Origin of the sequence: Lentibacillus sp. Marseille-P4043, assembly GCF_900258515.1 — a bacterium.
In the GTDB taxonomy this organism is placed as follows: domain Bacteria; phylum Bacillota; class Bacilli; order Bacillales; family Amphibacillaceae; genus Lentibacillus_C.
The window spans coordinates 2707368-2722368 of sequence record NZ_LT984884.1 but is presented as its reverse complement, the minus strand read 5'-3'; the positions used below and the strand labels follow the sequence as shown (position 1 = coordinate 2722368).

Here is a 15001-nt window from a genome sequence, read left to right as displayed (position 1 = left end):
AGTTTCACGATAGTGGTTGATAGGCATATGGGCGCTGGTTTTATTCCAGAAGTAAGTCCTTTTGCCATAGTTAAGATAGCCTCTTCAAACTAAATAAAGTAACAGCGTGAACAATATATATGTACCCGTTACTAAAAACCACATAGCCATTGATAACTTCCTAAAGAAAAAAGTGCTATAAGTTCATCAACCAAATAAATAATGAACCAACCCAAAATAACTAATGGAAAAGCAAATCTATACGAATCATTTAATATGAATTGTCGTGTGAAATGGATTTGTATTTCGATGACTCTATAACCGCCTTTTATTATCATCATCAGCGATTATGAGATTAAATATATCAAGTTGCCCGCCTACACTTTGGTATTTTGACGATTGAAGCGAATGTCTGAAATTAATGTCAAATGTTCTATGTTCATTCGCATCAAGTTTTAATTGGTGGTCTTTCAGATTAATTATGTCCATTACATTGAATCTATTGTGATCATATTTTTGGTCTATTGAAACACGGAAAGTAACGGGATCGCTACTATGGTTCACAATGGAGATTTTACAATTGCCTTCAACAATACCTGAATCATTTGTATCATATTCACAATTGCTTGCGTCCTGTTGGAATTCTAACGCATAAATACCATTTGCAAAGTTTGATTGATACACGTTTGCAAACAAGTTAGTGGGTATGAGTATCATCGCAAGAAAGAAAACAAAAATCAATTTACCGCTGTATCGTTTGGCCAGAAAAAACAGACCTATAATTAATAGTATAAGAGAAATAATTCCTGTGAAATGAAAACCACTATTACCATTAGACCACGCAGTTACGCCAATCAAACCAAGCAACCGATCGACAACAGGTTCGCTATATATAAATTCCCACTTGAATAAAAAAGCGAAGGCGAGCAACACAAAACCTATGATAACAAATGGTTCTGTTTGCTTTTTTTGATCCATCCTCATCCCTCCTTTTTCTTACTCAATTAAATGATCCTTATGTGTACAAGCGCCAAGTCTTATTTCGAATATGCGCCCGATTGCAGAACACTGACTTACTTAGACCGAATTGTAGAAATAAGCGTTACCTATTACTAATCCGATTACACTAAGACTGTAAAATAACCAAGCAAGTCTCCTATTACTTTTCGGTGCTTCTTCGCTTTTGAGTATCACTACAAGTTTATAAGTAAAAAATATTACAGCCAAAACTGAGATAAAAAAACCTTACTCATATTCATTTCCTCCTTCCGTTTTTATAAGTAACAATCTGGCCCGATTCAGGAATTATTTTATTCGTTTTCGCTTTGAACGAGATGGCAAAATGTTAATGACATCAATATCTTCTTCATTTTCATAAACCACATAATTTAGCATTCGATGGCGGCGATTTCCGTATGTAAGGCAACGCAAATCTTTGAAGGCCCCTTGATCAACCATCTTTTTGGCATATGGAAAAGAAGATAACAGACGATCAATTTCATCAATCATGTTATCTTCTTTGGTCATACCGCAGCTCCTTTAATTCTTTTGCGGTATACCTTTTCATGTCAGGATTATCAAGAAAACGCTGGAGCGAGTCTTTTAATTCCGGGTATGATTCAATTTCCTGTTCCAAATTGCCAAGACTTTCATCTCCTGATTCCGTATTATACACTTCAAGGGAGAACAGTTTTCCATCGGCCACAAACATAGCCTCATTTCTATCGTCCAATGCATTTGCGAGTTCTTGTTTTACATTTTTACTTAACGCACTCATTTTGATCACCTCAAAGGATTCTTCCTACTTCACAGTTTAAAGTCGCTCTGGATATCGTTGCATCATTTCACTTTAGGAAAACTCTATTTAAAAGTACTTTTGCGACACAGCCATTCAAAACATACTCTAACACGCCTAATTGCTTTTTAGATTTTCTAGACATGCTATTTTCACATGTAAATCGAAATAGTCATTTAAAAATTGTTGATAGTTGCCCTTTGTTACAGGTGTTCTACTCTTTTCCCCTTGTCGCGTGATTGTTAAGTCATTCTCGGACATGGTTACACGACCATAAGTCTTAGGTATCGAGATTACAAGTTTCTTTACAAAAATTGAGTTTTCATTATACTGGTTAAAGGCTAATGGCTCGTTAAACTCGGCAATGCTTCGTGATGTTAATGTACCTTCATATGACGTACGCCAATGATCACCCAACCACTTTTGTACATGAAACTTGTCATTATCTATATAAATTGCACGATAGGATCCATTAATATCGTTTACAATATCAAGCTCATCTTCGTAATCCAATGGCATCGCATGCAAAGGCAAATCGCCAAAACCAACATCTGCTACATACGGTTTATCTAAATAAACAATGAGAGACATATGAGACCCTGGCCTGCTCCAGCCTCCATTTGGTGTATGAACGGTTGCTGATACAAGATGCGCATCGAATCCTTTTTCTAATAAATAATGCCGAAATAATGTATTCATTTCATAACAAAAACCGCCACGTTTATGATGAACTATTTTGTTATATAAATGGTCCACATCAACTGAAATTGGCTTTTGATTTTGCACATCAATATTTTCAAATGGGACAGTCAACATATAACGCTCAAGATAATGATTCAGCGTCTTTACATTTACTTCATGAAATTGTTCGGTATCAATTTTTAGATACGATTCGAATTGGAATATATCCATAACTTCTTTCCTCCCAAATTCTACTGCAACGATTCTAAATTACATCGGGCACCACTTTTCCCGATTTAGATAATTACGTATTCTTTTCAGTTTTTTCCTCAGTTATGTCCTTAAATGACAGAAGATGCTTCCCCTTTTATACTGTTGTATTTAATTCCTCGTCTTGGCTATCATCTTCCCGGTAAAAAAGCTTTTTATTTGGCATCAAAACTAAAAATGAAAAAATAAACGATGCTAGCAACATGACAAGTGCTAATGTGACGATCGTGAGTCGTAAGGAAACAAGATCCGCCACGAACCCAATTGCCAGAATAAATACTACTTGAACAGCGCTTTGGATGAGCTGGTAAATGCTTGTGACTCTACCCATTATGTCTACAGGAACATTGTTCTGATAGAAAGTCATCATCCCAGCATTTAGGAACACATTAAAGAAACCTAAAATTACAAATCCAACAACTATCGATGCAAAAGACCAGGAAAATGCATAGATCACATAACCTATTATCATCATGGTTAACCCGATGACAATCATATATCTAAGTGAAAATTTATTTGAAAAAAGAGACAGTAAAACTGCACCTACCACCGAACCAATTCCGGTTATACTAATCAACAAGCTATAGTCCATTTCGGAAAGCCCAATGACTTGTTGGGTGAAAACTACTTCCTGTGCATCCATAGCAAATGAAAAAATCATAACCATAATAAAACCGAGGTAAATAAACGAAACATATTTATTGCTAGCCATAAATTTCTGAACGATCGTAAAGTCACGGACTACTTGTGAAAAAGTCAATGTCGGAATCGTTTCTTTATCAATATTTTCTTTATCGGGAAGCAATAGTAATAAAATTGCAGCGATTACAAAGAATGATGCATTAAGCCATAATGTTGCTTCAACAGATGTTAATAAAATAAGTGAACCCCCGATTGCAGGACCAATAATAAATGCACCGGAACTTGCAAATGAGCGGATTGAGTTAAACCGCTTTCTTTTTTCTTTTGGCACAAGAATGGCAACATACGTCATGGATGATGGATTGAAAAAAGCCCCTGCTACACTTAAGACAACTAGGATCGCATAGATAACAATCATATTTGGTGCTAAGGGGATGAAACAGATGAACACTGCTCTCATTATATATGTTACGATCATTACGCTTCTTTTACTTCGATAGTCTATAAAACTACCAGTCCAGAATTTTGTTACGATATTCGTTAATGGTCCGATGATCCAAAGCCCTGCAACAGCTGCTGCTGAACCCGTAATTTGATATACGATAATATTAATCGCAACTAAGTAAATAAAGTCACCTATGCTAGAAATTCCAACCGAACACAATAATACCGCTGGGTTTTTCCAACTTTTCAACGTATTTTTCATACAAAAGGCTCCTATTAAGTTTAATCAACTTTCCAATTTTTACGCCAAGTCCACCTCAGAATGGAACGATCTGTGTCTTATCTTGGAGTATGAAAAAAATAAAGTTCGCGACATTACTAGTTTGAAAATATCCCATTTTTCAAATTTATCTTACCATTTATTTTACCATATTATTGTTCATAACTATACGCTTTCCCTAAAGTTATTTACCTTCTCATTATGTGTGATATTTACTTTTATTGCTTCCTTTCTCCTAGCACATTATCCTTTTAAAATGTTCGGTGCCACCTTATAGTAAGATTGATTATTTTGCCAACATGACAACTGAAGTTACATACTTTGCATTTTAAAATCGTTGCGTTAAACTAAATAAATGCATGAAATGGGTTTGAAATAACAGTGGAGGCACAAAAAATGACGTTAGATATACAGCAAAGAAAAACGAAAGAGCAGGGGGCGTTTTTATTACTAGCCGCGATACTGTTATTCGCTGCTAATTTACGTGCTCCTTTAACATCTGTCGGTTCGTTAGTTCCCACAATTCGCGATAGTTTAGGAGTAAGTAATGCAGCAATTGGAATCATTACTACGTTACCACTCCTCGCTTTTGCATTCATTTCTCCTTTTGCACCTAAAATAGCCAACCGCTTCGGAATGGAAAAAACTATTTTCCTATCGATGATCATACTGTTCATTGGAATGATCATTCGTTCCATTACTGGTGTTGGGACATTGTTTGTCGGTACTGCTCTAATAGGAATTGCAATTGCTTTTGGAAACGTATTATTGCCAGGTTTTATCAAAATGAGCTTTCCATTGAAAATTGGTATCATTACGGGGCTTTATACTGTTGTCATGAATATATTCGGCGGATTAGCATCGGGATTTAGTGTACCGTTATCAAATATAGGTGGTTTCGGATGGCAAGGGGCGCTAGGAGCTTGGGCGATATTAGTGATAATTGCGCTGATTCTATGGTTTCCACAATTGCATCATTCTACAGAAACATCCACATCTGATTCAACAAAGAAAAGCAAGAAAACAAATATGTGGACTTCTTTTACAGCTTGGCAAGTAACCATTTTTATGGGATTCCAGTCACTTATGTTTTATACACCGATGACGTGGCTACCAGAAATATTACAAGCAAATGGGTATTCTCCGAGTGAAGCAGGTTGGATGTTATCACTGATGCAATTCTCTCTAATCCCTACAACATTTGTTATGCCAATTATCGCTGATAAAATGAACAAGCAAAAAGTATTGGGTGCCTTGACAGGGATTATTTTTATTTTAGGTGTACTCGGTTTACTAAGCGGGCATCCAAGCTTGATCATTATTTCCGTTATCATGATAGGAGTTGGATGTGGTAGTGGATTTAGTTTATCGATGATGTTTTTTACATTACGAACAAAGGATGGATATGACGCCTCAGAACTATCGGGAATGGCACAATCATTCGGTTACTTACTTGCCGCACTTGGGCCAGTATTATTTGGTAGCTTACATGACTTGACAGGAAGTTGGACGGCGCCGCTATTTCTATTATTAATTATTTCTATATTTGTTCTTATAACTGGTTGGCTCAGTGGCAGACAAGTAACCATTAAGTAACCGTCAATCATTGGGCGGGTTTTCCTTGCCCACCCTAATGTATCTCGCTTTATTAGGGTGAATTTTTACGCTAGGGTTTAGATATGTCGTCTCTAGTAGAGTGAAAAATTGCATTAAAAAATGAGATGATTCCATCGATGATTAAAGCAATTCCCCAGACAACAGTTACCAAATTAAACAGTTGATATTCGTATAGCTGAATCCAATCCCAAAGGTAACTAAGGTTAGCCTCAACCCATTCTCCAAGCGGATTTAGATTGAATATAACCCAATGGGAATAATTATCAACAATGAAGAAAGCAAGTTGTGCACTAACAAAAATTAAAAGATGAATCCACCAACAATAACGTATTTTCCTTGCTCCACTAGAAACATGCTCTTTGTCCATTGTCTTTGTCATCCACTCCTTTGATAAAAATTCATATAGCCTCGTTCTTTCATGGTTACCAGTTTTCGGAAAAGCTATAACCAAAGGAACTTGCAATGAATTTCAATTCTTTAACCCGCTTTTTACTTAGTTTCCTCATATCATCAATTGTTGATCAATATGAAAAATGATAAAGTTACATTCTTCAATCTCGTATTCATTCCGATACTTCAAAAAATAATCCTTGCACTTTACTGCGTGATTTCTCCACGCTTCTAAATCATCAATTGTGCAATTTTTGATTTGTTGTTTCACTAATTTCCGATTAATTAAAATCACCTCTTTAACTATGGTGGTTTCTTAGAAAGTAATTCGCTGTTTCATTTTAGAAGGCTGTAACAAGTAGATTTTCTACTCAATTCCGAAAAAGAATCCCCCAACTATTCACTCTACTTCTTCATATACCGTTCCATCCGTATCTGTGATGACAACTTCCTTCTGCAGGCGATCTAACCCTATCATGATCATTGGATTTTTCTCTGTTGATTGATCATAAAACGTCCTTATTTTTACATGAGTCGTGTATCCTTGTTCCTCGACATCCAATACTTCGATACTATTGCCAGCCATTTCTTCACCCAATGAAAGAATAATAGCTTTGGCTCCTTCAGATATGGTAACTGTTTTATATCCCCGGACATCGCTATTTTGCTGAAGGTTTTCCATATATGTGTTCGTGTTATGTTCCGATTTTTTTACTACCCAATAATCAACATTGTTTAGGTAGTCATATGTGATGGTTGAAATGACAAAAAGAATGACAATAGTATAGATAATCTTTCTCCACAATACTTTTCTTCCAAAAACAAGAAACAAAATTGCGATGGTTATCATCCCTAAAGCTAACACCCCAAATGGCATACCCGCAAAACCGCCAATGACGATAATGCTTGCTAAAAATACAAAGATCCCACTAGCAAAAACAATGACCGTCCTATTTTTATTGGTCATGGATTTGTTGAAAAAATATGTCAGCGCATAGATACCAAGTCCAATTACTATACCAATTAAAAACATATACATAAACACACCCATGTAATCCCCCCTTATAGCTTATTCTAAATATGTATCCGTTATTTTTTAGATAGAAAATGAATTCACTCAGTGATATTTATTTTAACATAATGATTTTGTTGCTTTCAAAAAAATTCAGAAATTACATACAGAAAAGCTCGCTAAGTTTTAGTATAAGCGAATTCTCATGATTAATTCCCAGCTTGAAGTAGACAAAAAATTCAGCATTAACTACAGTATAAATGATAGTAATATGTTATAATAAAGAAAAATAGACTGGCTTCGCATGAGGGGTTTGGTAGCACTGTCGATCTGCCGTTAGTCTTCGTCGGGAGGCTTCCCGGGGAGGGAGGTGCTTGCCAATGGACATTGTTAGTGCACTGACGCTGATGATATCTTTCGGGATGTTGGTGGCGTTTATTATGTCTGACAAAAACCATAAAAAATAACCCCTCATATGCGTTTCAGCGGCGCTGAGGGATTATTTTTGCCTAAAGCTGCCTAGCCCCTCTTGATGGGGTTCGGTCTATTGAGGCCGCTCCATGTAACAGCATGGGCGGTCTTTATTAATGTATGCACTTATATTCTTTCTATGTTAATTATACCACGAAATCAATGTTTGTACACATTGTTTTTTCAACATAACTTCTACTTGCTTACGATATCTTTTCTTGATTCCACAAATGCCCAATATCCGAAACGGGCACTGTCATCCATTGACACATTTTTATCATTTAGTATTTCGAGACTTTTTCATAAGATCGAGTAATAAAGGAAGGTTATTTGGCATACCCATTTTTAGTGCATCATGTAAATTTTATATTTTTCATTCATATTGTACAATCCTTTTCAATAAGATAAACACACTTAACTAATAATTAAAAAAGTTACATCCGTTGTAACACATATTGTTCACTTATATGGCCCATTAAAGCGATGATGGGCACAAATATATGCTAGATTAGCACTTGATTGTTTAATCGAATTTAAACCATTTGATTACTACATCAATCTCTAATTATCTTTTAGGAAACAGTCTTTTACAAAAAGAAGCTTTCGAAGTCAGCATAAAGAAAGGTTCAGAAAGTCTTCATGACTTCTGAACCTTGTTTGGATCTTGCTTTATTTTTTCTATGACTTCATCTTCCAATAATCCCTTTGGAAAACACTCATCATAATACAATCATGATACTCACCATTGATATAAAAGTGCTCAGTCATGACGCCTTCCGTTTGAAAGCCGACTTTTTCATAAATATGACTGGCCTTTTCATTTGCTTTGGCCACAATCAAGTAAAGTTTATGGAGATTAAGTACCGAAAATGCATAGTCCATCGCCAATTCGGTGGCTGTAGCTGCGTAACCCTTTCCTTGATGTGCGGGATCGATCATGATAGCAAATTCCGCATTCCTGTGTCGCTGTTCGATTTCATACAGACCAACAAAGCCCAGTTTGACCTGATCTTGGGTTGTTAGAATAAATTCACGTGTCTGCTCAACATCTTTATTTTTGTCAAACTTTTCCTTCATCAGTTCCAGTGACATATAAGATTCACTGAACCAAAAATTCATGATGTCCGGATTATTAAACAGTTTGTGCAAGAAGGCTAAATCATCCTTTTCTAGTGCACGTAGTTGAATCTCTTGTGTCATTTTTGTTAGGTCCCCTTTTGTGATTTGTGGATTTACATACTTCTTTGTATTTTCCTTACGCTAGTACTCCCCTGTATATGTAGTGCGTTTGTTCAGTAATCCGTTGAATATTTAAATGATCCTTTATAACATATAATATTAGGAAAAAGCGCCCTTTCTTGAGCAGTTTTCTCTGATATTAGCTAATCACAGAACAATGATTTGTACTAATGTTGTTCATTTGTCATGCCTAACTTAAAAAGGTAAGTATTTCCACAAAAATAACAGTATAAATGAAAGCAATATGTTATAATAAAATACAATAGACTGGCTTCGCATGAGGGGTTTGGTAGCACTGTCGATCTGCCGTTAGTCTTCTTTGGGAGACTTCCCAGGGAGGGAGGTGCTTGCCAATGGACATTGTTAGTGCACTAACGCTGATGATATCTTTCGGGATGTTGGTGGCGTTTATCGTTTCTGATAATAACCATAAAAAATAATCCCTCATGCACTTTAGCAGGTCTGTGAGGGATTATTTTCGCTCGCTACCTTTCCCCTCTTGACGGGGTTCGGTCTATTGCGGCCGCTTCATGTACCAGCATGGGCGGTCTTTATTATTGTATGCATTTACAATCTTCCTATGTTAATTATAGCACGAAATCAATGTTTGTACACCATTTATTTATTTCAATTTTTTGCAAACCTTGTCCTGAAATTATAAGAAAAAAACTTGCTGTCAAGAGTAAATGAACGCTCTTTCTATTACGCAGGTTGATAAGCTAATTTAGAAGCAACCTCTTTTACTTTACGTAAACCTTCTTCCACAATTTCATCTCGTTTTTCTGGCATTGCATTGTGGCCTTCAATGATTACTTCATCCAGAATTTCCATCCCAAAAATGCCACCAAATACATTGCGCATATAATTAACAGACATATCCATTGATGCTGTTTCTGGTATGGAATAAATACCGCCGCGAGAGTTTAGGAAAATTACTTTATTATCTGTCATTAATTTAATCATATTACCATCTTTATCATATTTGAAGGTGAATCCAGCTGTATATCATAGTCGATGAATGTGTGTAATTTAGCCGGAATCGTTAAGTTCCATAATGGGAATGCAACTACAACGAGATCTGCAGCAGTTAAAGCATCCATCGCTTTTTTCCTTGCAGCTAAAATGCGTTGTTCTATATCTGTTAATGCCTCACCACTTTTAACTTTACCTAGCGCATTAAATAAATCTTGTCCCATGTATGGCATGTCCTCAGCAAAAATATCATAGGTGGTCACATCCAAATTTTACGTATCATTTATCGTTTCCATAAAGGTTTCATGCATTTTACTAGAAATCCCCTCTGATGCTGGGCGATTGTTAGCTTTTATAACTAATATATTCATATAAAAATTCCTCCATCTCATTTATACATAGTTACCAATTATAAGCAAACGATAATTAACAATCAATTCATTTGTTTTAAGAGTTTCATTCACTAGAAATTCCAAAGCATCTTTCCGATCATCTACTAATCAATTTCAAGTATTTTAATCAATTCTTCAACCTTTTCATCGTCACCAGGGGCAATGGATACTTTTTTTGTATTCTCCGTCATTTTTTTATAGGTGTCCTCACCAGCGGGGTTCTTACCGTCCCAGCGTTTAGGAACATTATATACGTTTATTGTTCCATTTCCATTGCTGCTATACGTCACCACTCCATCTACTAGACGAGCGCCTGATAATTGGACAACATTTTCTGGATAATCCGTACTTGTTTCATCATCAGGGTTAAGTGGTTCACCAGCTGAGATATGTTTGGCATACAATTTTTCTATAGCTTGATTCGCACCAAGCTGTAGCCAAACGCGAGCAAATTCAATTTCATCAGAAGAATAGTCAGACAATGGATTACTCTTTTCGACATTGGATTGATCATTTGAGCCGTTATTTTCTTTTGAAGCTGTTTCATCAGAACTGTCGGTGCCTGGTTCCTCTGATTCTGATGTGGACTCCAATTTATCTCCTTGATTGTCTGTAGAGTCGTTTTCTTCCGCATTATCATGACTCTGTGCAGCTTGATTACTGTTTTTATTTTGTTCAGTATCATCATTGCAGGCCATCAGAATGAATGCCGTTGTAAATAAAATCGTTACGAGTAATCTTATTTTCATTGTTAATTCCACCTATCATCTACACATAATAGAATTTCTGTATTCATCTTGATAGAATCCACAAGTACGAACTTTGTGATCTGGGCCGTTTCCACAAGATAGGGCGCTTTATTTATGGTAAGCGTTTATTGAAAGGCCCCCAGAATTGGCAACTCTCTTTAAACTCGGGGGATTTTTCTTTACAACTAATTGCGCCCGTTACAAACGAAAGCAACTATTATGGAGATCATAAATAATGTTGATAAAGCCACCAAGTTCATAATATTACTTCTGTTTCTCTGATAAAGAGTCACCTTTAAAAGATAATAAAGTACACTCACTCCTAGTACAATGATTGTTGGAAGGATTCCTAGGTATCTAGAATTTGGGTATAAGTCTGCTAAAATTATATAAGCAAAAAGATAAATTACTATCGAAAGCATTCCTTTAAGCGCATTGCTTTCACTCCCAAAAACATATTCAACCACCTTATTATTCAACAATATTCCTCCTTAAAACAATCGATGGTTACTGCCCGTGTTTTATTATCTTTCTTGAAAAGAGTAAATTATTAGAGATTTTCTGCATACGGCTTACTCTCAAGAAAGATTACTATTCGATTGGTACTCCTGTTTGTTTAAGGAGTAAAATCACTTCTGTTTATTAACGAATATAAGAATAAGTCCATTAAAAATGGCATAAGTATCCAATGGTGTGCTTGTTTTTAAAATAACCACTGCTAATGCTAGAACTTAGGGATATCAGGACTAAACCGCAAAAAATCATTCGGTGATAATTTTGTTCATCGCTCCAGGATCCCACCGAGGACCTTCCTTACCTAATTAGCGCCTTCAAAAATGGTTGCTGTTTTCTTCTTGCATTACTACCCGCCTGTTAAAATTTTTATACAATCCAAATATACTTTCACCGGCAAACAAAATACCTAAAATTAAATAAAGCGATGCTCTTTCCATATCGTTAAAGCCGACGATTGTTGATATAATCAAACCTATTGCGAAACTCAGAATAATAAAATGAAAACTTACTTTAAATTTTCTGTACCCTTCATCCGTTTTACCCACCGTTATCCCTCTTTACTTTATATAGATCATTTCCCTGTTTAAAAAACACCATCGCAAGTTGACAGATACATTATTTTTTATACAGCAGCTTAAACCTTTCACAAACAACAGGAATCTTATAATGGAAGTCTATATTTGTATCTTTACATTCATTTTTGAAAAATGTCTCATGAACGTCACGCCAATAAGCTAATGTACGGTCGCCTTCTCCTTCCAAGTATGCATGCTCTTCTGTAACTTCATCAAAAGGAACAACTTCTACTGATGTCGTCTCTACGATTGCGACAGCCTCCTCATCCCCATTGAGAATAATATTGTGCAGACCAACGTACGGTAAATCCTCATTATCCAATTCATATAGCGAATAGTTTGATGCTGTTGCGGTTTTCGTTCCTTCTAACACTAATGCCGCAAGTTCATCAGCCATCTCTTTTGAGTCACCAAATGCCCACGCCTCATAATCCGTTGGTGCATTTAGATTATTTTTTCGATAGTCTTCCCACATTTGAATAATAGAATTATTACTCATATATATCAACCTACTTTCTAAATTTAAAAGATAGTAAAAATTATAACATTTGTATCTTTATTGTGTATCCGTCTTGTTGAACCTCTTCCTAAATATTCATGTTCTCAATACCAAGAATATAAGGTAAGACTAAAATAATAATGCCAATAATTATAATAATTGTACCAAAAAACCTTGATGATAATTTATCGCTATAGGAAACACCCTGTTTTAAGAAAAAATCAAGTAATGTTGGTGCTTTACCAGTGAAAATTAAATACCCAAAATAAATAAATACGACCCCAATTAACAGGACAAAAATCACTTGAATTGGCATTGCTATCTTCTCCTTCGAACTAAATTTCCCGTACTACTCGCTTATACGATCATTATTTGCTACTATTATTGCTTTTTGTAAATTTTTTCGAAATAAAATAAGCAATTGTAGCAGAAAGAAAGGCAAGAATTAATGTAGGTAGAAAGGAACTATTCCCTTTCATAATAACTTCTTGAGATGAATGACTGCTCATTTTCCAAGCCTCTGCTATATCTGGAGTGTATGTAAATGTCAGGATCATTCCGGATAAAACTTGGAATAATGAAAATAGCAATATAAAACTAATAGCAAAAATAATGTATCTTTTCATTGTTGGTCCCTCCTATTATTTTTACGTTTCTTCCTATAGAAAGTTTCATTTAATATCTCACCTCCCTTTAGTAGAAAGATTATACCTGGTTATGGAAATAAATAAAATCAGCTAGTCAAAGTCCACTCTTGGGTAAGTTTTTAAATGTTCATAATCAATTAACGTACCATCTGCGCGTACAACAATTACATCTTCACCATACGTAATATGAGCACGATAATAAGGGTTTACTTTCAACGTGATTTCATATGCCCCACCTACTCCATATATCTGCTTTATCTTTAAAATCTTTGTGTCATACGAAGCCCAAGTAAGTCCTTCTGGTGCATGTTTATCATTTTTATAAATTTCAGTTATGGCTTTATCAATTGGCTCCCTCAGGCTATTGATTAGTGCATATTGGAGTGTATCGCATAATTCAGTATCAGTTTCATTTATTGTTTGTGAATAAGCTGGTACATGATAGCCTATTAAAATGACTGTTAAGACAAGACTTATAATAAATTTTTTCATCGTTACCACCTCTGTATAGGTTTTAAAACTAAATGGTGCTCATTAAAGCAACACCAAAAAACAAGGGAAATAAACCGCCACCTAGCGATTTATTTCCCTTAATCAGTTTTAATCCCCATCATTCCGCTTGCTTCTCATGATTCTTCGGTCGTATAGCGATCAACGCCAGAATAGACGCGACCACACACACCGCTGCAGTCGATAAAAAGAGGATTTGATGGGACGATTTTATAATAATAGCAAACAATGGCGGCCCTAGCGCAACACCGATAAACCGCATGCTACTGTAAATCGAACTGACTGTCCCTCGCTGTTCTTTTTCGATGCCACCTGTAATAAATGTATCCAGGCATGGAAGGCATACACCGATACCAATTCCACCGAAAACTAATCCGCCAATTAATAGGTAAATTTGCTCCGAAAAGCTGATGGCAAAAACAGAACATGATAGCAATAAACAACTCGAAAATGTCAGCCACTTCATTAATGGTTTACTTTGCCCAATGTTCTTCCCGGTGATATAAGACGCGATGGATAAAGCAAGTAATGGAATTGCCAGGACTAGACCTTTAAGCAAACCGGTCAATTTATATGTTTCCTCCAGCAAGGTCGATAAATGGAACAATACCCCAAACAAGACGTACATTAAGATGCATCCGATAGCAAAAATCGCATAAAGCCACCTGCCCTTTTCTGCAAAAATTGCCTTGATCGATGCAATAAATTTCCCAAACGGAATTGGTTCTTCCTGTTGCTCTGGTGCTTTTAACAAAAAGAAAACAAGCAGAAGGGAAGCAAAACTAAATACCGGTATCGCCAAAAGTGGGACGTACCAGACGATCAACGCCAATGCTGCACCAATGATCGGACTTAATACTTTCCCAAATGTGTTGGAGGTTTCAATTAACCCCAAACTTGTACTGACTTTCCGATCATCTTTATACATATCCCCAATTAATGGAAGAACTACCGGGAAAGTTCCTGATGCACCGATCCCTTGGATAAATCTGCCTAGCAAAATTAAATAATAGGAATTATCCAAGAGCATCGCAGACAGACCACTAACAAGCCCACCAACAGCAGTAATAATCAAACTGGGAATAATAATTTTTTTCCTGCCGAATTTATCCGATAGGTACCCGGCAATTGGGATAAGGACAATTGCAATTATGGAATAGACCGTAATAATTAGGCTGGATTGAAACGAACTAATGGCAAGCTTTTTTTCAATTACAGGCAATACCGGAATGAGCATCGAATTCCCCAGCGTCATAACTAACGGAATTGAAGCAATCGAAATTAAATCCCACTTTTTTTTATCTTCCATCTACAAACTTCC

General features: G+C 36.0%; 17 protein-coding genes and 1 pseudogene. 1 reads left to right on the top strand and 17 read right to left on the bottom strand.

All coding sequences use genetic code 11. From position 1 onward, the window contains the following. Positions 1-294: 294 nt before the first annotated feature. The 5 genes from C8270_RS13415 to C8270_RS13395 all read right to left on the bottom strand — a co-directional run bounded on the left by C8270_RS13415 (position 295) and on the right by C8270_RS13395 (position 4073). The gene (locus C8270_RS13415; RefSeq protein WP_106497313.1) at positions 295-957 is read right to left on the bottom strand and encodes a hypothetical protein; all 663 of its coding nucleotides are present in this window, start codon (positions 955-957) and stop codon (positions 295-297) included. A gap of 327 nt (positions 958-1284) precedes the next feature. Further along, on the bottom strand, positions 1285-1506 hold the full coding sequence (locus C8270_RS13410; protein WP_106497312.1) for a hypothetical protein: 222 nt from the start codon (positions 1504-1506) through the stop codon (positions 1285-1287). Next, a complete protein-coding gene (locus C8270_RS13405; protein WP_106497311.1) occupies positions 1490-1756 on the bottom strand; it encodes a hypothetical protein in 267 nt (88 codons plus the stop codon). Before C8270_RS13405 ends, C8270_RS13410 begins: the two co-directional genes overlap by 17 nt. 135 nt (positions 1757-1891) lie before the next feature. After that, on the bottom strand, positions 1892-2686 hold the full coding sequence (locus C8270_RS13400) for an arylamine N-acetyltransferase family protein (RefSeq protein WP_106497310.1): 795 nt from the start codon (positions 2684-2686) through the stop codon (positions 1892-1894). Between the two features lie 136 nt (positions 2687-2822). After that, positions 2823-4073 (bottom strand): MFS transporter, encoded by a 1251-nt coding sequence (locus tag C8270_RS13395; RefSeq protein ID WP_106497309.1) that lies wholly within the window; start codon positions 4071-4073, stop codon positions 2823-2825. Between the two features lie 414 nt (positions 4074-4487). Here C8270_RS13395 and C8270_RS13390 point away from each other — a divergent pair, with 414 nt between their 5' ends. Beyond that, positions 4488-5687, top strand: a complete 1200-nt coding sequence (locus C8270_RS13390) for a CynX/NimT family MFS transporter (RefSeq protein WP_106497308.1) — start codon at positions 4488-4490, stop codon at positions 5685-5687. A 70-nt stretch (positions 5688-5757) separates the two neighbouring features. Here C8270_RS13390 and C8270_RS13385 read toward each other — a convergent pair whose 3' ends face one another. From C8270_RS13385 to C8270_RS13330, 12 genes and pseudogenes are all read right to left on the bottom strand, one after another. Then, positions 5758-6087, bottom strand: coding sequence for a hypothetical protein (locus C8270_RS13385; protein WP_106498542.1), 330 nt, complete (start codon positions 6085-6087; stop codon positions 5758-5760). Positions 6088-6498: 411 nt separating this feature from the next. Beyond that, positions 6499-7149: a hypothetical protein gene (locus C8270_RS13380; RefSeq protein WP_106497307.1), complete on the bottom strand. Its 651-nt coding sequence runs from the start codon at positions 7147-7149 to the stop codon at positions 6499-6501. A gap of 1110 nt (positions 7150-8259) precedes the next feature. After that, positions 8260-8781 (bottom strand): GNAT family N-acetyltransferase, encoded by a 522-nt coding sequence (locus C8270_RS13375; protein ID WP_106497306.1) that lies wholly within the window; start codon positions 8779-8781, stop codon positions 8260-8262. 741 nt (positions 8782-9522) lie between these two features. Continuing rightward, positions 9523-10163, bottom strand: a pseudogene (locus tag C8270_RS13370) (FMN-dependent NADH-azoreductase). A gap of 125 nt (positions 10164-10288) precedes the next feature. Continuing rightward, complete coding sequence (locus C8270_RS13365) at positions 10289-10933, bottom strand: hypothetical protein (RefSeq protein ID WP_106497305.1); 645 nt, start codon at positions 10931-10933, stop codon at positions 10289-10291. A 185-nt stretch (positions 10934-11118) separates the two neighbouring features. Beyond that, on the bottom strand, positions 11119-11412 hold the full coding sequence (locus C8270_RS13360) for a hypothetical protein (RefSeq protein WP_106497304.1): 294 nt from the start codon (positions 11410-11412) through the stop codon (positions 11119-11121). 351 nt (positions 11413-11763) lie between these two features. Beyond that, positions 11764-11994 (bottom strand): hypothetical protein, encoded by a 231-nt coding sequence (locus C8270_RS13355; RefSeq protein WP_106497303.1) that lies wholly within the window; start codon positions 11992-11994, stop codon positions 11764-11766. Between the two features lie 70 nt (positions 11995-12064). Next, positions 12065-12523: an ASCH domain-containing protein gene (locus C8270_RS13350; protein WP_106497302.1), complete on the bottom strand. Its 459-nt coding sequence runs from the start codon at positions 12521-12523 to the stop codon at positions 12065-12067. A gap of 88 nt (positions 12524-12611) precedes the next feature. Beyond that, positions 12612-12839 (bottom strand): hypothetical protein, encoded by a 228-nt coding sequence (locus C8270_RS13345; protein ID WP_106497301.1) that lies wholly within the window; start codon positions 12837-12839, stop codon positions 12612-12614. Positions 12840-12891: 52 nt separating this feature from the next. Continuing rightward, complete coding sequence (locus C8270_RS13340) at positions 12892-13149, bottom strand: hypothetical protein (protein ID WP_106497300.1); 258 nt, start codon at positions 13147-13149, stop codon at positions 12892-12894. Positions 13150-13260: 111 nt separating this feature from the next. Then, a complete protein-coding gene (locus C8270_RS13335; protein WP_106497299.1) occupies positions 13261-13662 on the bottom strand; it encodes a DUF3888 domain-containing protein in 402 nt (133 codons plus the stop codon). A gap of 118 nt (positions 13663-13780) precedes the next feature. Further along, positions 13781-14989: an MFS transporter gene (locus tag C8270_RS13330; RefSeq protein WP_106497298.1), complete on the bottom strand. Its 1209-nt coding sequence runs from the start codon at positions 14987-14989 to the stop codon at positions 13781-13783. Between the last annotated feature and the right edge of the window lie 12 nt (positions 14990-15001).